Source organism: Microvirga sp. HBU67558, assembly GCF_018069605.1.
GTDB lineage: Bacteria > Pseudomonadota > Alphaproteobacteria > Rhizobiales > Beijerinckiaceae > Microvirga > Microvirga terrae.
In genome coordinates this window covers 1-17,341 of the sequence record NZ_JAGPUP010000537.1, presented here as the reverse complement: position 1 = coordinate 17,341, position 17,341 = coordinate 1, and the positions used below count along the sequence as shown (strand labels likewise).

The 17,341-nt window shown below is 64.6% G+C and carries 16 protein-coding genes; 5 read left to right on the top strand and 11 right to left on the bottom strand.

The annotated features are described in order from the left end of the window. Window positions 1-62: 62 nt before the first annotated feature. Window positions 63-488: a universal stress protein gene (locus KBI52_RS19555; RefSeq protein ID WP_173949510.1), complete on the bottom strand. Its 426-nt coding sequence runs from the start codon at window positions 486-488 to the stop codon at window positions 63-65. Window positions 489-503: 15 nt separating this feature from the next. Beyond that, window positions 504-824 (bottom strand): 2Fe-2S iron-sulfur cluster-binding protein, encoded by a 321-nt coding sequence (locus tag KBI52_RS19550; protein WP_173949511.1) that lies wholly within the window; start codon window positions 822-824, stop codon window positions 504-506. 318 nt (window positions 825-1,142) lie between these two features. Here KBI52_RS19550 and KBI52_RS19545 point away from each other — a divergent pair, with 318 nt between their 5' ends. Next, the gene (locus tag KBI52_RS19545; protein WP_173949512.1) at window positions 1,143-5,753 is read left to right on the top strand and encodes an apolipoprotein A1/A4/E family protein; all 4,611 of its coding nucleotides are present in this window, start codon (window positions 1,143-1,145) and stop codon (window positions 5,751-5,753) included. Between the two features lie 205 nt (window positions 5,754-5,958). Here KBI52_RS19545 and KBI52_RS19540 read toward each other — a convergent pair whose 3' ends face one another. After that, window positions 5,959-6,717 carry an outer membrane protein gene (locus KBI52_RS19540; protein ID WP_210810703.1) on the bottom strand — a complete coding sequence of 253 codons (759 nt, stop codon included), beginning with the start codon at window positions 6,715-6,717 and terminating at the stop codon, window positions 5,959-5,961. A 716-nt stretch (window positions 6,718-7,433) separates the two neighbouring features. Between KBI52_RS19540 and KBI52_RS19535 the strand changes: the two genes are divergently transcribed. Together KBI52_RS19535 and KBI52_RS19530 are read left to right on the top strand one after the other, a co-directional pair. Then, window positions 7,434-7,673, top strand: a complete 240-nt coding sequence (locus tag KBI52_RS19535; protein WP_210810698.1) for a hypothetical protein — start codon at window positions 7,434-7,436, stop codon at window positions 7,671-7,673. Beyond that, complete coding sequence (locus tag KBI52_RS19530) at window positions 7,645-7,983, top strand: hypothetical protein (protein WP_210810695.1); 339 nt, start codon at window positions 7,645-7,647, stop codon at window positions 7,981-7,983. The genes KBI52_RS19535 and KBI52_RS19530 overlap by 29 nt, the downstream gene beginning before the upstream one ends. Window positions 7,984-8,087: 104 nt before the next feature. Here KBI52_RS19530 and KBI52_RS19525 read toward each other — a convergent pair whose 3' ends face one another. The 4 genes from KBI52_RS19525 to KBI52_RS19510 are packed head-to-tail and all read right to left on the bottom strand — an operon-like array spanning window position 8,088 to window position 12,326. Further along, on the bottom strand, window positions 8,088-8,762 hold the full coding sequence (locus KBI52_RS19525; protein ID WP_262265548.1) for an ABC-type transport auxiliary lipoprotein family protein: 675 nt from the start codon (window positions 8,760-8,762) through the stop codon (window positions 8,088-8,090). 24 nt (window positions 8,763-8,786) lie between these two features. Next, entirely contained in the window at window positions 8,787-10,364 is a 1,578-nt protein-coding gene (locus tag KBI52_RS19520) for an MlaD family protein (protein WP_247654508.1), read from the bottom strand. 8 nt (window positions 10,365-10,372) lie between these two features. Further along, window positions 10,373-11,176, bottom strand: coding sequence for an ABC transporter ATP-binding protein (locus tag KBI52_RS19515; protein WP_173949517.1), 804 nt, complete (start codon window positions 11,174-11,176; stop codon window positions 10,373-10,375). A gap of 1 nt (window position 11,177) precedes the next feature. Continuing rightward, window positions 11,178-12,326 (bottom strand): MlaE family lipid ABC transporter permease subunit, encoded by a 1,149-nt coding sequence (locus KBI52_RS19510; RefSeq protein WP_173949518.1) that lies wholly within the window; start codon window positions 12,324-12,326, stop codon window positions 11,178-11,180. Between the two features lie 80 nt (window positions 12,327-12,406). Between KBI52_RS19510 and dgcA the strand changes: the two genes are divergently transcribed. Next, entirely contained in the window at window positions 12,407-13,390 is a 984-nt protein-coding gene (gene dgcA / locus KBI52_RS19505) for an N-acetyl-D-Glu racemase DgcA (protein WP_210810685.1), read from the top strand. On the opposite strand, the gene KBI52_RS19500 is transcribed toward dgcA, so the two are convergent. Continuing rightward, window positions 13,360-14,541: an MFS transporter gene (locus tag KBI52_RS19500; protein ID WP_210810682.1), complete on the bottom strand. Its 1,182-nt coding sequence runs from the start codon at window positions 14,539-14,541 to the stop codon at window positions 13,360-13,362. The genes dgcA and KBI52_RS19500 overlap by 31 nt on opposite strands. 158 nt (window positions 14,542-14,699) lie before the next feature. Between KBI52_RS19500 and KBI52_RS19495 the strand changes: the two genes are divergently transcribed. Further along, window positions 14,700-15,200 carry a hypothetical protein gene (locus KBI52_RS19495; RefSeq protein WP_173949521.1) on the top strand — a complete coding sequence of 167 codons (501 nt, stop codon included), beginning with the start codon at window positions 14,700-14,702 and terminating at the stop codon, window positions 15,198-15,200. A 6-nt stretch (window positions 15,201-15,206) separates the two neighbouring features. Here the strand turns inward: KBI52_RS19495 and KBI52_RS19490 are convergent, their stop codons facing one another. The 3 genes from KBI52_RS19490 to KBI52_RS19480 all read right to left on the bottom strand — a co-directional run. Then, window positions 15,207-16,214: a glycosyltransferase family 1 protein gene (locus tag KBI52_RS19490; RefSeq protein ID WP_210810677.1), complete on the bottom strand. Its 1,008-nt coding sequence runs from the start codon at window positions 16,212-16,214 to the stop codon at window positions 15,207-15,209. Then, window positions 16,214-17,026 (bottom strand): UDP-2,3-diacylglucosamine diphosphatase, encoded by an 813-nt coding sequence (locus KBI52_RS19485; RefSeq protein ID WP_210810673.1) that lies wholly within the window; start codon window positions 17,024-17,026, stop codon window positions 16,214-16,216. The genes KBI52_RS19490 and KBI52_RS19485 overlap by 1 nt, the downstream gene beginning before the upstream one ends. Window positions 17,027-17,136: 110 nt before the next feature. Further along, window positions 17,137-17,341 (bottom strand): hypothetical protein (locus KBI52_RS19480; RefSeq protein ID WP_210810672.1); only part of this gene is annotated, 205 nt, incomplete at its 5' end.

Genomic DNA, 17,341 nt, shown 5'->3' with positions numbered 1-17,341 from the left:
CGAAGCGCCGAGCCACACAAGATCGCGGTGGCCGGACCGGCCACGACCCTGGAATGTTTGGCCTAGGCCCGCACCACCAGCACCGAGCACTTGGCGTGGCGCACGACGGTGGCGGCATTGGATCCGAGCAGGTAAGTCGCCATGGTCGGCCGATGCGAGCCGATGACGACGAGGTCGGTCCCGGTCTTTTCGGCCTCGTCCAGCACTTCGTTGTAGACGGAGCCGAGCCGGACGACGGCAGAGACGCGCTCCGCTGGAAGCGCCACCTTGGCGGCTAGGTCCGCCAGTCGCTTCTCCGCCTCGCCCTGCTGCTCCTCGTCGAAGGTCGGCGGCATGAACTCCATGTAGGTCACCGGGACGATGGCGCGCACATAGATCAGTCGCAGAGTGCCGCCCGAGGCGGTAGCGAGTTCCACCGCCTTGTCGATGGCGGGCTGCACCGCCTCCACTTCCCCGAGGTCGACAGGTACCAGGATCGTCTTGAACATCAGCTTATCTCCGGATCAACCTTGACGGGTGGGCGTGTGAACGACAAGCCCGTCAAGCTCGGGCCTGACGCGGATCTGGCATGAAAGCCGCGAGTTGGGACGCACGTCGTAGGCGAAGTCGAGCATATCCTCCTCCATGGGCTGAGGCTGACCCGTCGCCGCCTCCCATTCCTCGGCGACATAGACGTGACAGGTGGCACAGGAGCAGGCTCCCCCACATTCTGCCTCGATCCCGGGAATGCCATTGCGGATGGCCGTTTCCATCACGGTTGCGCCCTCCTCCGCCTCCACGGTGCGGGCCGTGCCTTCGGCATCGACGAACGTAATATTGATCATTGCGGACCTCTGCTTGTCGGCGCATACTTAAGACAGACTGCGCCGGAAGACGAGAGACGCATACGAAACCTGCCGTCTTTTCGCCGCAATTTTCCCCGGTAGAGCAGGTTACTAAGCCGTTAACGACGTTCATAATTGGCAGGGGACATCGGGTTTCCTTGTTTCAGATCGGCCGCTAGACTTGCTTGGTAAATGACAGATTACCGTGCGGAATTCTCTAAATGGGACTTCGCACCGGTTGGAGCCAGGCATTCACCTCGTCGTTGTAGTGAGTGAAGGCGGCTTCAACCATCATCAGTTGCGTCACGAGGGCGGATCATGGCGACCGAGAACAAGAAAATGAAGGACCCGGCCGAGGCAGCCTTGTCGGCTGTCGAGCAGGCGCTCAATCTTGAAGAGACATTCGTGATCCACACTCCAGAGCGCTCAGGCGGCAAGCCATACGAGGAGCCGAAGCTGCCGGACATCGATGATCACGACTTCACCAAGGGTCCGTTCGGGCTTGGTTCCGATTCCCTGTCCGCCCAGGCAGACGACCATGACCCCAGGCTCGACGACATGGCCCGCTCCGGCTTCATCGCCCCCGACCGGAGCTCCGTGGCCAACGACGACCGCCAGAACGTGGGCGTGATGCTGCAGGCTCTTCAGATCCGCCCCTCTCGCCGCGCCTACTGGTTGGCCGCACTCGCTTCCCTGCTCTGGCTCGGTGGCGTGGGAGCCCTCGTCTATGGGCAGGGCATCACGACTCCCGAACAACTGCTCGCCACCTTCTCGACCTCGCAGCTCGCCCTTGGTGCCGTCGGGCTCGTGGCACCGGTCTTCCTGTTCTTCATTGCGGCGATGCTCACCGTCCGCTCGCAGGAGATGAAGCTGGTCGCCCGCGCGGTCGGCGAAGTCGCCGCGCGTCTGGCCCAGCCCGAAAACTTCTCGACCGACGCGGTTCTCTCGGTCTCGCAGGCCGTGCGCCGTGAGGTCGCGGCCGTCGGCGACGGGGTCGAGCGCGCTCTCGCCCGCGCGGGAGAACTCGAAACCCTCGTGCGCAGCGAGATCTCGACGCTGGAACGCGCCTATTCCGACAACGAGATCCGCATCCGATCTCTGATCGACGAACTCGTGGCGCAGCGCGAGGCGATCGTGTCGAACGCCGAGCGCGTGCGCGGCTCGATCACGGGCGTGCACCAGAATCTGATCCAGGATCTCGACGGCGCTAGCGAACGCGTCGTTGCCGCCGTCAGCGGCGCCGGCGACAAGGTCACCGCGTCGCTGGAACAGCAGGGCGATCACATCACCCAGGCCCTCGGCCGCGCGGGGGAGCGTGTCGTCGAGGAAATGGCAAGCCGCGGCGTCGAGCTGGTGGAGCGCCTCTCGGGCTCGAGCGAAGAGATCAAGAACGGCATCTCCGAGGTCGGCACCATCATCACGGGTGCGCTCGAGAGCAAGGCGCAGGACATCACCGGCGCCTTCGAGCGCACCGGCGATCTTCTGACCCGCCACCTCCAGGAAGGCGCGAGCCAGGTCACTCGCACCCTTGCGGAAACGGGTCGCGGCGTGATCGACGCTCTCGCCCAGCAGGGCAACGACGTGCGTGAAGCCTTCGAGTCGACGGCCCGCACCCTGGAAGACAGCTTCGCCCAGCGGGGCAGCGAAATCACGGAGAAGCTGGCAGCCACCGGCGGCGTGATCGCCGACGACATCTCGGCCCGCACTGCGGAAATGCGGGATCAGATCGCCACCGCAGGCTCCGCCGTGGGCGAGGAGATCGTGACTCGTGGCGTACAGGTTCGCGAGCAGCTCGCCGCCACCGGATCCGGTGTAGTCGAGGAGATCGTGCTGCGCGGCAACGAGTTCCGTGAGCGCCTGGCGACGACCGCAGCCGACGTCACTCGTGAGATCGATCAGCGCGGTGCAGAGGTGCGCGAGCAGTTGGAGAGCGCGGTGCGCCTTGCCGACGAATCCATCGGCACCCGTGTCGAGGATCTGGCCAACCGCCTGGAGACGGCAAGCCAGCGAGTCAGCGAGTCGGTGACCGTCCAAGGTCAGGCCCTGGAGACCAGCCTCGCTCAGGCCGGCGAGCGCGTCTCGCTCCTCATGGGCAATCAGGTGGAGGAATTCCGTACATCGTTCGAGTCGCGGGGACAGGAGTTCTCCGAGGCGCTTTCCCGCCACACGGACGAAGCGCATACCCGCCTGGCCACAACCGCCAAGGACATCGTTCTCGCCATCGCGTCCCAGGGATCGCGCGTCAACGAAGTTCTCAACCGCACCGCAGAAACCCTCTCCACGACGGTCGACACCCGCACCCGCGAGATGGAAGAAACACTGGGCTCGCGCCTCACCGCCTTCGAGGGCGTCATGGCCCGCGGCGGCGAGATGGCCGAGCGCATGTCGCGCGACGTCGGCAGCCTGACGGAGACGATCAGCGGCCGCTTTGAGGAGATGGACCGCCTCATCACCGTGCAGGGCCGCACCGTAGCCGAATCCTTCGCCGAGCGCGCCCGCGAGGCGACTACGGCGATCGAGACCCAGCTTGCCGCTCTCGAGGAGCACGCCACCCGCCGCACCTCGGAGATCGCCGTCAATTTCGACACCATCGTCGAGCGGGTCGACTCGGTTCTCGGTGCCCGCTCCACCGCCCTGAACGAGGCTCTCGTCATCCGCACCGGCGAAATGGCCCGTGTCATGGCGGAGGGGGGACGCGACGTGGCGACCGCACTTCAAGCGCGCGTCGATGAGATCAGTCAGGCAATCACTGTCAAAACCAATTCGATCGCCGATACTCTGGCATCCAAAGCCGAGCAGATCAGCGAGTCCCTGGATGGCCGCATCGCCACGATCAACGAGGTTCTCGGCAGTCGCGCCGACGAGATCACGGAGACCCTCGGTACACGGGCATTCGAGATCAACCAGACCCTCGGACGCCGCGCGGAAGAGATTTCCATCGCCCTCAACCAGAGCGTCACGATGCTCGAAGACCGGGTCGTCAACCGTCTCAGCGGCGTTGCCGAGACCATCGACGAGCGGGGGCAGGCTGTTCTCGGCTCCTTGACCAGCCGCATCGACGAGATTCGCTCAATCTTCGACACGCAGGGCGCGTCCCTCGTCGAGAATCTCGGCACCCATGGAGACCTCATCGGGCGCGAAGTCACAGCCATTAGCGAGACCACCCTGCGCAACCTCGAAGAGCGCAGCACCACCCTGCTCTCCTCGCTCCAGGAGCGCACGATGGAGCTGACCGCCTCCTACGCGCAATCGACAGAAGCCATGCGCAGCGCCATTGACGAAGGCACTCAGCAGAGTGTTCAGACGCTCACCGGCACCAGCGACCGCCTGCGGGGCGAACTCACCGATGTGCTGGGTCGCCTGCAAGACGCCAATCGTCTGCTCCAGCAGGTTGCGGCCTCGGCCAGCAGCAATCTTGGCGCCGTCGAGGACGGGCTGGCCGGACGGGTCCAGCACATCGAGTCGCTTCTCTCGGAAATCGCCAGCCAGACGGGGCGTGCCTCCGATCAGGTGGCCGATCAGGTGGACGCGCTGCGCAGCGTATCGTCCGGAGCCATCCAGCAGGCGATGGAACTGGCCCAGAGCCTCGAGGAGCGCGGCCGCGCGCTCACCGACACCACCCAGGTGCAGATGCGAACCCTCACCGAAGCGACGACCGCGCTGGAGCGTGTCGAAGCGCGCATGAGCGAGGCGCTGTCCAGCCGTCAGAGTGCCCTGGACGAGCTCCTCGCCCGGATCACCGACCGTTCGCAAGAACTGGAAACCGTCACCCGATCCTTCACGACCGTCATGGAAGGTTCTCTCGAGAACGCCGATGCCAAGGCGCGGCAGCTCGGGGCGGTCCTTGCCGCCGCCGCGGAGACGACGACGAACGCCATCGGCGAGCAATTCGAGCGCATCCGCGCCACCACGGGCGAGGAAAGCACCCGCACGGCGGCCGCCCTGCGCACCAGCTACGAACAGGCAGCGGCCGAAATGACCGAGGCGCTGACCAACGCCACGACAAAGTTCCGCGACACCATGGGCGAACTGCGCGGCATGACGGGTCAAATCCAGCGAGAGCTGGAGGCCACCCGGGCGGAACTCCGCCGCGGCGTTGTCGAGCTGCCGCAGGAGACACAGGAAGCGAGCGCCAACATGCGTCGCGTCGTCGCCGATCAGATCAAGGCCCTCAACGAACTGTCGGCTCTCGTGTCCCGCTCGAACCGTCTCGTCGACGCCGCTCCGGCTCCGCAGCCCCGCAAGGCTGCGGCCAACGAGACCCCGGTTGCCGCCACTATGGCGGCCGTCGCGGCCGCGGTCGAGCAGCGCATCGCGCAGACGCCCGCCCCCGCCCCGACGATCGCCCGGCAGGCCGAACCCAAGCCTCCGGCCGCTCCGGCCCTGAGCCCTGCTCCAGTTCCGGCTTCTGCGCCGGTTCGTCAGGCTCAGCCGGCCGAACGTCCGGCTTCCCGGAGGGACGAGGCTCCCGCCCGTGATGCCGGCGGCCGCGGCGGCTGGCTCTCGGATCTCCTGAACCGGGCCTCTCGCGACGAGGCAGTGGAACCGGCCCGCACGCCGGGAAGGACCGACCGCGCCCGCACGAACAGCCTCGAGTCCCTCGATTCGATCTCGGTCGATATCGCTCGGATGATCGACCACGAGGCGGCTGTCGAGCTGTGGGACCGCTATCGCCGCGGCGAGAGCAACGTGTTCACCCGTCGTCTCTATACGCTGCAGGGGCAGCAGACCTTCGACGAGATTCGCCACAAGTACCGCCGGGATGAGGAATTCCGGCAAACCGTGGATCGATATGTCGAGGAGTTCGAGCGCCTGCTGTCAGAAGTATCCCGCGACGATCGCGACTCCATGCTGACGAAGACCTATCTGACGTCGGAGACCGGCAAGGTCTACACCATGCTGGCCCACGCGAGCGGCCGGTTCGAGTGACTGGGATCAAACTGAGACGGTAAGAGACGCGGCCCGCGGGCCGCGTTTCTGCTTTGCGGGCTCCAGGGCTTTTTTCGCGGCATCGCTGCGGCTCGACGAAAGCTTGGTGCCTATTTCGAGCTCGACCATGAGCCACGGGCTGTCGCGCCTTGCGGGATGGGAAGAGTATTCTCGGCCGTGTGAGACGTCCGACGCGACTGTGTTCTCAATTGAACGTGTAGCGGACGCCTACTCGCATCTCGTGAGCGCCGATCGACTCCATCTCCAATCCGGCACCATAATCGAAGGCGCGGGTTTTCACGTCGCCCATGCTTACATAGCGGTAGCCAAGATCGAATGTGAAATTCGATGACAACTGGTATGCGACACCAGCCATTACTGCCCATGCCAGACTGAAGTTGTCGCCGCCAGCGATCGACCTTGAGGCGCCGATCCCTGTCTCCGGATCGTAGATCGTCAGCACCTGCTGAGAGAGAACGTTGTGTGCCACGCCAAGGCCGGCGCCGACGTAAGGCGTCAGGCCCATCACCGGCCTGAAATCCAGGTAGCCATTGGCCATGATGGTCGACGATTGGAACTGACCGGAATCCGCGAGTGTGGTCGTGCCGGATATCGGCCCTGGCACGACACCTTTGAAGCGAGCGTCGAAGGTGTGATCTAGCGTGACATCCGCCCGGACATTGGCATTGAAGCGATATCCGAGGCCGGTGCCGATGACTGCAGCGTGAGCCAACCTCTCGCGGCTGAGACCATGGATATCCGGTTGAACCGCGACGTCAGCCTCAGGATGTTTATAATCGGCGTAGCCGAGCGTCCCTCGCAGGTACAACCCGCGAGAGGATTCTCTGAAGTCCCGCATTGTCGTCGGCGACGACACAAAGACGCGGGAAAGGTCTGCAGCCAAAGCAGCCGACCCGGCTGCGGCGAAAAGGCCAGTGAGGGCCGCGATCTTGATTATTTGCATAGAGGATCTTCTTCACACAGCGAGCCACACGTATTGCCGAGAGCCCTCGACAGCATTGTTATTGTGTGTCGTCGACGTAAAGAAAACGTTAAGCTTAAATTCTCGTGATGCTGGTTACGAGATGTGGAATTCATCCCCTACAATGCACGATCTCGCTGAAAGCTCTCACAATTGTAAGTCTGCCAGCTTGTCAGTTTGCGGTGCTGCTGACGCAATCTCAACGGTGAAAAGCTTACGGAGGCCCAAGTTCACGTGGCAAACACTGTCCTGGGCCATCAGGAACGATCCGTTTCCTTGCGGCTTGGCAATACCCAGTATGCAATCTCGCAAGATCTAACAGAGTTCTCGCTACGTAAGAGGCGCATGAGCACGCAGAGTGTCTATAAAGGAATATACACCTGACAACCTCCTTAAGCTTCTACAGAGAATAGTCTTTTCTTGGGCAGACGATCGTATCGCGCCATAAATATTCGTAATCGGGCGCATTCTTTGTAATGCTTGTTCCAAGATCGTCCGACGGGCGACCGGAGCAACTCCTACATTTCGGCAGTGCATCGATCACAATTCGCTATTTGTTTCGCGCTTGTAGAATGATAACAATATATCGTTATATCGCATAGACATGGCCCCGCGCATTGGTCTGGAGTCGTTTGAGACCGGGTCCACGTCCTTGCTTGAATCGCGACCGAAACGATGCATCAGCATTGGAGAAGGCCATGCGTATAGTGACGCCGCATCTGGTACGCCCCGCAAAGCCCGGTCAACCTCTGCGCACGCCGCTCGATTCAGCGAAGCCGAGCAACGACGCGGAGTTCTTCCTGCTCGGGAACCTGGAGGTCAACGCCGACATGCAGCGCCGCTTCGCCGAGGGGACGGGCATTGTCGGACCTTTTGGGCATATCATCGACTTGAAGCCGGAGAAGACCAATGTCCGCAAGAAGATCGTCAAGCCCTAAGGTTTCCCTCATTGCCTGCGCAGGGCTCCTGCCCGTGCTCGCTCTTGGCGCATGTGCGGATTACATCAAGCACAGCGACACGATCACGGCATCCGCCGGTGATGCGATAGCCTACAACAAGGTCGTGCATATCGACGACCCATGGCCGCGCGTTGCATCGGACACCCGTATCAGCAGGAATGGCCAGCGGGTCGACAAGGTGACGAAGTCCTACATCAATGGCACCGCCGCTGCGGCTCCGACTTCGCTTTCCATCAGTCTCCCGACGTCGAATGCACCTTCTCCGGACGGTTCGCCTCCGGCACAATAGTTTGCACCACCTCGTGCAGTCCCAGACGAACGGTGAATAAATCACCCAAAAGGGCTCCAGGTCTCCGGAGCCCTTTTGGGTTTTGCACTTGGCGCGCAGGCCTGTCAGGTCGGAGCTTTGTCCCTGTCGGGCACCTGCGACTGGCTGCCCAGGTCACCCGGTTCCTCGCGCCGCGGCAGCGGACTGCCGCTCACCCAGCGCACGATGTCGAGCATCACGACCGACAGGGCTTCGTCGAGGGCACGGGCGGCATTCGGCGCGTCCACGGCGCTGGCCGGGACGCTGGCGCGGAAGATGCGGCCGTTGACGATGCGACCGTTCTGGTCGCTGACGATCTTCACGGATATTTCGGCCACGGCCAGGTTGTCCGGAGTGGCGATCTCGAACCGGCGCAGCTCCGAGATGAGCTGAACGTCCGCGACGGCGCCGCTGCTCGGTCTCGAGACGCCCCGGAGCTGCGAAGCGTTCTCGAACGTGTTGATCAGGCGGGTCTGGATCAGCCGCGGGAGATTGTCCGCCCACTGCCCTCCCCCGATGAACGACACGGAGCCGCTCGCGTCCTTTACGAGGATCTGCTGGGTCGCAAGCGCTTGCAGAGCCGCGGGTTCGTTGACCAGGACCTGAACGCCAGCCGCGCCCCGGATTCGGGACGTCGGCGCCGACAGGTCGAACGTCGCCGGTGCCGGCCCTGACGAGCAGGCGCCGGTCAAGGCGGCCAGAACCAGCACCGGGGCAAGGCCCCGAAGCAGGCAGGCTCGATCTTTCAGGGGGGTTAACACGGAGGATCCACGCATACTGGTTACTTAGCGGCGTCCACTATACTCGGGGAGATTCGAACGGCCACCGAAAAGAAACTGCTGTGGATTACGCTCGATGCTCCGGACGGCGCGGCTGATGTCCCCCAGGGTGCGACGGCCCTCGACCGCCAGAGCCTCGTATTCCCGCAGTCCCGATTCCGTGAAGCGGTTGACGCCTCCGAGAATGCCCTGAATGCCTTCGGTCCGGGTGTTGAGGTCGTTGGCGAGGTCACGCACGGCCACGGCCGCCGAGCGGATCTCGTCGAAAGCTCCCTTCCCGGCCTCCCCGGACGCCGAGCCGAGGAACTTCTCGGCCCCGGCCAGAACGGCATCGATCTTGTCGGCGGACTTGTTGAGCTTTTCGGTGATCGAGCGCGCTTCCTGGATCGCCTTGTCGATATCGGGGCTGCGGCGGCTCAGGGTCTGGGTGAAGGTGTCGACGTTCTCGACCGTACGGCCAATCTTGGCCGGATCGACGGCCTTGGCGATCTCGGCGATCTCCGCCACGGCCGAATCGAGCTTCGGGGCAGTCTCGTTCAACCGGTCGATCAGGCTCGCAGCATCCTTGAGCGCCTCGCTCACGACCTGACGGTTCTCCCCGAGGGCCGCGGTGAAGTTGTCGACGTTCTCGACGATGCGGGAAACGCGCTGGCCGTCGATCGAATTGGCCACCTCTTCGACCTTGTCGACGGTGCGCCCGACCTTCGCCGGATCGATGGCTTTCGCGATATTCGAGATATCGCCGACGGCGCTGTCGAGCTTCGGGGCGGTCTCGTTGAGGCGGCCGACGAGGCTGTCCGCATTGCGCAGGGTGTTGGTGATCGCCTCCCGGCTCTCGCCCAGGGATTGGGAGAAGCCCTCGACGTTCTCGACGATGCGGGTCACGCGCTGCGGATCGACGGCACGCACCACCGCATCGACATTGGTCGCCAGCGTCTCGAGCTTCTCGGCCAGAGGCCCGACCTTTTCGGCCGCCTGTCCAATCTGGGCCAAGAAGCGGTCGATGCCCTCCGAGTTCTCGCCGAGAGCCTGGGAGAAGCGCTCCACGTTCTGGATCGTCCGGCTGATGGCACCCTCGTTGTCGGAGACGACCCGCCCCACCCGTTCGAGCACGTCATCGGCCCGGCGGGCGATGTTGCGCGCCGTTTCGATCAGATCCTGGAAGTCGGAGCGATCGGCGAAGATTGTCGGCATGGGCTGCCCGGGGCCGGCCACGAGCGGCGGGGCGCCTGGCTCGCCTCCGGACAGACCGACATTCGCCACTCCGGTCAGGCCCTGGTATTCCAGGCGGGCGCGGGTATCGGACCGGATCGGTGTGTTGCTGTTGACCGTGGCGATGGCGACCACGCGGCGGGGATCCTCCGGCAGAAGGTCGAGACTTGTCACATCGCCGACCCGCAGGCCGTTGAAGGACACGCTCGAGCCCTGCGAGAGTCCGGAGACGGAGCCGGAAAACACGATGCGGATGCTCTGGCGGGCCTGACCGCGCTCGCCACCAGAGAACCAGTAGATGAAGCCGAAGGCGGCTGCGATCACCGCCAGGGTGAAGAGGCCGATCAAGGCGTAGTTTGCACGCGTTTCCATCGTTACCCTTACGCGCCGCCGGCCATGACCGCGCGTGCCCGTTTCCCATGAAAATAAGAGCGAAGCCACGGGTGATCCGATTCCAGCATCACCTCGATGGGACCCTCCGCGAGAATTTTTCCCTCGCCGAGAGCCGCTATCCGGTCGCAGACCGAATAGAGACTGTCCAGGTCATGGGTTACCATGAATACGGTCAGGCCTAAAGTCCGCTGTAACGTCGCAATCAGGTCGTCGAACTCGCCGGCCCCGATGGGGTCGAGCCCCGAGGTCGGCTCGTCGAGGAAAACGATTTCGGGGTCGAGAGCCAGCGCCCTCGCCAGGGCGGCGCGCTTGATCATGCCGCCGGACAGCTCGGATGGCAGCTTGTCGGCCGCGTCGGGGTTCAACCCCACCATCTCGATCTTGAGCATGGCAAGCTCGTCGAGCAGGCGGTCCGACAGGTGCAGGTATTCCCGCATCGGAACCTGGATGTTCTGCTTCACGGTCAGGGCCGAGAACAGCGCGCCCTGCTGGAACAGGACGCCCCAGTGCCGCTCGAGCTGGCGGCGCTCCTCGGGAGACAGGTCGTCGAGGTTCTGACCCAGCACCTGGATGGTGCCCGCGCGCTTGGGCACGAGACCGAGGATGGCCCGTGTGAGAACCGACTTCCCCTGGCCCGAACCGCCGACGAAACCGAGGATCTCGCCGCGGTAGACGTCGAGATCGAGCCCTTTAAGGATCGTTCTCTCTCCGAAGCCGACCTCGACCCCGCGCACGCTGATGATCACGTCGCGGTTCTTGGTCAGGTCGGAAGGGCGCCGTTCGAGCATCATGTCAATAATTTATCGCTGCAAAGAACATGGCGAAGAGGCCATCGAGCACGATGACCATGAAGATGGCCTTCACCACGGAGGACGTCACGTGACGCCCCAGGGACTCGGCCGAGCCCTCGACCGCCAGGCCTTCCAGGGTGGCGATGATCCCGATCACCAGCGCCATGAAGGGAGCCTTGATCATGCCGACCAGGAAGGTGTTCAGGCTGACGGCGGCCCGGAGGCGGTTCAGGAAGATGTCCGGGCTGATGTCGCCATAGACCCAGGTGGTCAGGCCGCCGCCGACGAGCGCCGCGATCGACGCGATAAAGGTGAGGAGCGGAAGCCCGATCACCAGCGCCATGATTCGCGGCACGATGAGAACCTCGATGGGATCGAGCCCCATGACCCGCAGGGCGTCGATTTCCTCCCGCATCTTCATGGAACCGATCTCGGCCGTGAAGGCGGATCCGGAGCGGCCCGCAACCATGATCGAGGTCAGGAGGACGCCCAATTCACGCAGGACCAGGATGCCGATGAGGTCGATGACGAACGGGGTCGCGCCGAACTTCACGAGCTGGAAGATGCCCTGCTGCGAGACGATGCAGCCGACCAGGAACGAGATCAGCACGATGATCGGAACGCCCCGATAGGCGATCTGCTCCAGCTGATTGATGACCGCCGTGCCGCGGAAGCGGCGAGGATGGACGACCACGCGGATCAGCGCGGAGATGAGCTCGCCCAGGAACCCGACGCCGCCGACCATGTCCCGGCCGGCACCCGCGACGCTCTGACCGACATCCACGAGGAAGTCGACCATCCGGGAATGCCGGGGCTTCGAGGCGCCCTGGAAGTCACGGAAGGCCGCTTCGTCCAGCAGGATCTTCTGCTCCGGCGTGGCATTGGCGAAATCGACCTGCCCCTTGCCGGACAGCTCGTGCCGTGTGCGGTTGAGCGTCCAGGCGCCGAGGGTGTCGAGACGCTCGACGCCACTCAGATCAAGGGTAAGTGGGAAGGTTTCCGCGTCCGTTTCGATCTCCTGGACCAGGGATTCGATCGTCTGGGCATGGGGCGCCGTCCACGGACCGGAGAGCCGGACCGTCGTCTGCTCCCCGGCGCGGTCGATTGTGACTTCCGGCTTTCGAGCCAAGGTGCCCTGCGCCACGATCATCCCTTCGGCATTGATTCCGCTTGGTGATAGCGTGTCATTGCGCCACAAGTCGAGACGAAGTTAAGCAGAGAACGAAGAGAATGCGCACCCTCACCGTTTCCATCGACCGTTTCCCCATCGCCGGAACATTCACGATCGCCCGCGGCTCCCGCACGGAAGCCGTGGTGGTTACCGCGACGATCTCCGAGAATGGGGCGGTCGGCCATGGGGAATGCGTGCCCTACCCCCGCTACGGTGAGACGGTCGAGGGTGTGGCGGCGGCCATCGAAGCCATCCGGCCGCAGATCGAGGCGGGACTGACCCGGGAGGCGTTGCAGGATCTCATGCCGCCCGGCGCGGCTCGCAACGCGGTCGATTGCGCTCTGTGGGACCTGGACGCGAAGCGCTCCGGAATCCGCGCCCACCTGACCGCCGGGCTGACCCGCTGGCCGCCCGCGACCACGGCCTACACGATCAGCCTCGGCACGCCGGACAGCATGGCGGAAGCCGCCGCCAAGGCGGCCGACCGGCCAATCCTCAAGGTGAAGTTCGGCGCCCCCGACGGCGATATCGACCGCATCAGGGCCGTCCGCCGGGCGGCGCCCCAGGCGACCCTGATCGCCGACGCCAACGAGGGCTGGACCGAGGAGAACCTGGAGCGCCACCTCGCGGCCTGTGCCGACGAGGGCTATGCCCTGGTGGAGCAGCCCCTCCCGGCCAAGGCCGACGGGCATCTCGGCCGGATCTCGCGCCCCGTCCCGATCCTGGCCGACGAGAGCGTCCATGACCGGGCGAGCCTCGACCGGCTCATCGGCCTCTACGAGGTCGTCAACATCAAGCTCGACAAGACCGGCGGCCTGACCGAGGCCCTGGCGCTGGCCGATGCCGCGGAGGCCAGGGGCTTCTCGCTCATGATCGGCTGCATGGTCGGCACCTCGCTTGCCATGGCGCCAGCCCTGGTTCTCGCGCCGCGCGCCCGCTTCGTCGATCTCGACGGCCCTCTCCTCCTCGCGAAGGACCGGGAACCGGGCCTGCGCTACGAGGGCAGCATCGTCTATCCGCCGGAGCCGGCTCTCTGGGGCTGATATCTCTGCAGGCGGACGACCACCAGCATCAGAACGAATCCGATGGCTCCCAACGGGGCCATCGCGGCAAAGACTCCGGCGCCAGCCTCGCTGTAGATCATGCCGCTAATGATGGTGGAGGCCGCGATCGCAAGAGCCGTCAGGGAGCCGAAGACTCCCTGCGCCCGTCCTCTTGCCCGCATGGGGGCGAGCGCTGCAAGGGCCGCCATGGTGCCGATATGGGTGGCCGCGAAGGACAGGCTGTGCATGGTCTGCAGCACGACCGTGACCCCGACCCCCGGCTCCAGCGCCATGATGGTGAAGCGGATGACGGCGGCGGCCGACCCGAGCAGGATCAGTCCGACGCCCGAACTCCGCCCGACATGGCGACCCAGATAAAGGAAGACCAGGATCTCGGCGATCACTCCCGCGGCCCAGAAATAACCGATCACCTCGTCCGAGAAGCCGGCGGAGCGCCAGTAGATGCTGCCGAAGGCATTGAGCGCCCCGTGGCTCGCCTGAGTCACGGCCCCGGCGATCAGCACCAGCCACAGGATCCGGGAGAGCCGGGCCGGAGCGGTCTCGTGCGGCAGGTCGTTCGGACCCGCGGGTTCGGGAGCCTCCTTCGGAACGGCTAGGAGCGTGGCGGAGATCCCCAGAACTGGGATGAATGTCAGGGCGACGATCACGACCTCCGGCCCGAAGGCGCCCACGAGATATCCGCCCACGATGTTGGTGATGAAGAACGCGACGGAACCGGCTCCCCTGATCCGGCCGTAACTCAGGCCGGGATGCCGCTGGACCGCATTGGTCGAGACGAGGTCGTTGCCAGGGATGATGCAGGACTGGGCGACGGCGACGAGGGCCACCAGGACCATGATCGCGACGCTGCTGTCGACCAGCAGGAACAGCGGAAAGCCGACCAGCTGGCCGAGATGGCTGGCCAGAAGCAGGCGCCTTGCGCCGAACGACCGGTCCGCCAGGCTCAGGAGAGGCGCGGTCGCCAGGATCCGTACGATGATCGGGATGGCCACCACGAGTCCGATGACGGTCGGGGACAGCGCCTTGCTCTGCAGCCACAGGGGGAAGAACGGGAGATAGATTCCGTGACTGGTGAAGCTGGCGGCCTGCAATGCGCCCAGGCGGAGTTCGAGAGCTTTGAGCGGATGCATCAGGACAATGGTCTTCTGAGGTCTGTAAGCGGGGCGAAAGGAGCAAGAACGCGGTGCAAGACTACCCCTGAAGGCCTTGCAGGGGTTGAGCTTGCAGGCGGTTTGCGCACATCTGTTGGGGACAGGAATCAAACCCGGCCGAGATGGATTGCGCCACCATGCCCGATGAAGAGACCAACGTCACGTTCGGCGACCTGGATTTCGACACCATCGAAACGGCCGTCATGGAGACGGCACGCGGCCGCTGGTTCCTGAAGGAATTCGCCAGGCGCAACCGCCATGCGGACACGCAGGCCATCGTCGAGGCGCTGAGCCGTCTGAAGGAACAGCCGCTCGATCCGAGGGTCGCCGAGCCCTTCAGGGCCGTTCTCGAGAAGTTGGTCGCCCTGATCCGGCAGACCAAGGCGGAGGTCCGGTCCTTTCCGGCGCTCGACCCCGACGATCCCATGAACGGCCTCTCGGAGGCGGAACTCCAGGAAGCGGCAGAGCAGCGCATCCGGCGCTTGGTGTCGACCCTTCACGACGTGGAAAACGCCGTCCAGAGCCTGATCGATCACAGCCGCGTGGAGATCGATCGGACGGAAGTCACCCTGGAAGCCGGCCCTTTCGAGGGTGAGAAGGCCCAACATCTCCACCCGCACCCTGCCTTCCTGATGTAGAGGCAGCTAGTGATCGGAATGGGCTTTCTCGATATTGGAGAAGAACTGCCGGGCGCTTTCCTGCCAGGTGAAGGTCTCGCCATAGGCCCGACACCGCTCCCGCGGGATCGCGAGGGCCCCGAGTGCGGCCTCCCGCAGATCCGGTGAGAGAACGCCGCAGCCCGAGGCTCCGATCACGTCGAGCGGCCCGGTGACCGGAAAGGCCGCGATCGGCAGGCCGGACGCGAGAGCCTCGATCAGCACGATGCCGAACGTGTCGGTCAGGCTCGGAAACACGAAGACGTCCGAGGACGCATAGACCCGGGCCAGATCCTCGCCCGTCAGAGCCCCGAGGAACCGGGCTTCGGGATAGGTCCGTTCGAGCCCTGTGCGGGCCGGTCCGTCCCCGACGACGACCTTCGTGCCGGGCAGGTCGAGGCTCAGGAAGGCGTCGAGGTTCTTCTCCACCGCGACCCGCCCGACATAGAGGAAGATGGGCGCGGCCACGTCCAGGATCCGCTCGGTCCGGGGCCGGAACAGGCCGGTGTCGACGCCCCGCGTCCAGCGCATGATGTTCCTGAAGCCGCGCCCGGCCAGGTCCCGCTCCAGGGACGGCGTGCTGACCATCATGGCGCGGGCGGCCCCGTGGAAGCGCTTCAGAGCCCTGTAGGACCAGGCCTCCGGGATTCGGGTGCGGGCCGCGACATATTCCGGGAAGCGCGTGTGGTAGCTCGTGGTGAAAGCCCGCCCCTGGCGGGTGCAGGTCAGCCGGGTCGCAAGCCCGATGGGTCCTTCCGTGGCGATGTGGACATGGGTCGGCTGGACCTCTTCAAGAATTCCGGCGACGGATCCGGGCCTCACCAGCGAGAGCCGGATCTCCGGATAGGTCGGCATGGGGATGGAGCGGAAGCGCTCGGGCGTGAGGAACACGACCTCCGTGCCGAAGCGCGGCGCCTCCACGGCCATGTATTCCAGGGATCGGACGACCCCGTTGATCTGGGGCCGCCAGGCGTCGGTTGCGATCAGAAGGCGCATCAGGCGGCCTTCTCGCTGATGACCGGGGCGGCAAGGCCCTCTTCTCGGGTCACCTCCAGCTGGACCTCCGTCCATCGAATGAGCTGGAACGAGCCATCGTAATGCTCGACCACCGCCGTGCAGGACTCGACCCAGTCGCCCGTGTTCACGTAGGCGACCCCGAACTGATCATGCATGGTGGCATGGTGGATATGCCCGCAGATCACGCCGTCGGCCTGCTGCCGCTGGGCCTCTGCGGCGAGAAGCTCCTCGAACCGGCTGATGAAGTTCACCGCGTTCTTGACCCGCAGCTTGGCCCAGGACGACAGCGACCAGTAGGTCAGCCCGAGCCGCCGCCGGACCATGTTGAGATACGTGTTGACGAAGAGCGCCGCCGAATAGGCTCCGTCTCCGAGGAGGGCCAGCCAGCGGGCATGCCTGACGACGAGATCGAACTGGTCGCCATGGATCACGAGGTAGCGCTTGCCGTCGGCGGTTTCGTGCACCGCGTAATCGGCCAACTCGATGCCGCCCAGATTGACCCCGATATAATCGCGCAGGAACTCGTCGTGATTGCCAGGAAGGTAGACGAGGCGCGCCCCTTTCCGGACCTTGCGCAGGAGCTTCTGGACCACGTCGTTATGGGCCTGCGGCCAGTACCAGCCGGACTTCAGCTTCCAGCCGTCGACGATGTCGCCGACGAGATAGATGGTATCGGCGTCGTAGGTCTTGAGGAATTCCAGCAGGGCGTCCGCCTGGCACCCCTTCGTGCCGAGATGGAGGTCGGACAGGAACAATGTCCGTACGCGCAGAGCATTCACATCCTGAGCCATGGGCTTCTCCGGCGGGCTTGCTGGACGGCAGCCAACCGGATTCGCGTCTCGTCCCCATGACGGTTTTCCTGCAGATTTGTGACGTCAGGCCCATGATCCTCTCCCCGTCATCACCGGGCTTGTCCCGGTGATCCCGCTTCTGTAGCGCGCCGCGCTTTTCTGATCGGGATGGCCGGCACAAGGCCGGCCATGACGTGAGAGGATCTCAGGACGGCTGCGGCGATGGTGATGTCAAAGAGCAGCACCTGCAGGCCCGCAGCTTGCGCTGCGAGCCTGTCAGGATGATCGAGGGTGGCGCGAGTGGCAGCCCGGCTC

Bases quoted from the DNA above. Each gene is read 5' to 3' on its own strand.
- KBI52_RS19540 (WP_210810703.1), bottom strand. From the start codon at position 6,717: ATGCAAATAATCAAGATCGCGGCCCTCACTGGCCTTTTCGCCGCAGCC.
- dgcA (WP_210810685.1), top strand. From the start codon at position 12,407: ATGCGCACCCTCACCGTTTCCATCGACCGTTTCCCCATCGCCGGAACA.
- KBI52_RS19515 (WP_173949517.1), bottom strand. From the start codon at position 11,176: ATGATGCTCGAACGGCGCCCTTCCGACCTGACCAAGAACCGCGACGTG.
- KBI52_RS19520 (WP_247654508.1), bottom strand. From the start codon at position 10,364: ATGGAAACGCGTGCAAACTACGCCTTGATCGGCCTCTTCACCCTGGCG.
- KBI52_RS19530 (WP_210810695.1), top strand. From the start codon at position 7,645: ATGTCCGCAAGAAGATCGTCAAGCCCTAAGGTTTCCCTCATTGCCTGC.
- KBI52_RS19490 (WP_210810677.1), bottom strand. From the start codon at position 16,214: ATGCGCCTTCTGATCGCAACCGACGCCTGGCGGCCCCAGATCAACGGG.
- KBI52_RS19500 (WP_210810682.1), bottom strand. From the start codon at position 14,541: ATGCATCCGCTCAAAGCTCTCGAACTCCGCCTGGGCGCATTGCAGGCC.
- KBI52_RS19535 (WP_210810698.1), top strand. From the start codon at position 7,434: ATGCGTATAGTGACGCCGCATCTGGTACGCCCCGCAAAGCCCGGTCAA.
- KBI52_RS19485 (WP_210810673.1), bottom strand. From the start codon at position 17,026: ATGGCTCAGGATGTGAATGCTCTGCGCGTACGGACATTGTTCCTGTCC.
- KBI52_RS19495 (WP_173949521.1), top strand. From the start codon at position 14,700: ATGCCCGATGAAGAGACCAACGTCACGTTCGGCGACCTGGATTTCGAC.
- KBI52_RS19510 (WP_173949518.1), bottom strand. From the start codon at position 12,326: ATGATCGTGGCGCAGGGCACCTTGGCTCGAAAGCCGGAAGTCACAATC.
- KBI52_RS19550 (WP_173949511.1), bottom strand. From the start codon at position 824: ATGATCAATATTACGTTCGTCGATGCCGAAGGCACGGCCCGCACCGTG.
- KBI52_RS19555 (WP_173949510.1), bottom strand. From the start codon at position 488: ATGTTCAAGACGATCCTGGTACCTGTCGACCTCGGGGAAGTGGAGGCG.
- KBI52_RS19545 (WP_173949512.1), top strand. From the start codon at position 1,143: ATGGCGACCGAGAACAAGAAAATGAAGGACCCGGCCGAGGCAGCCTTG.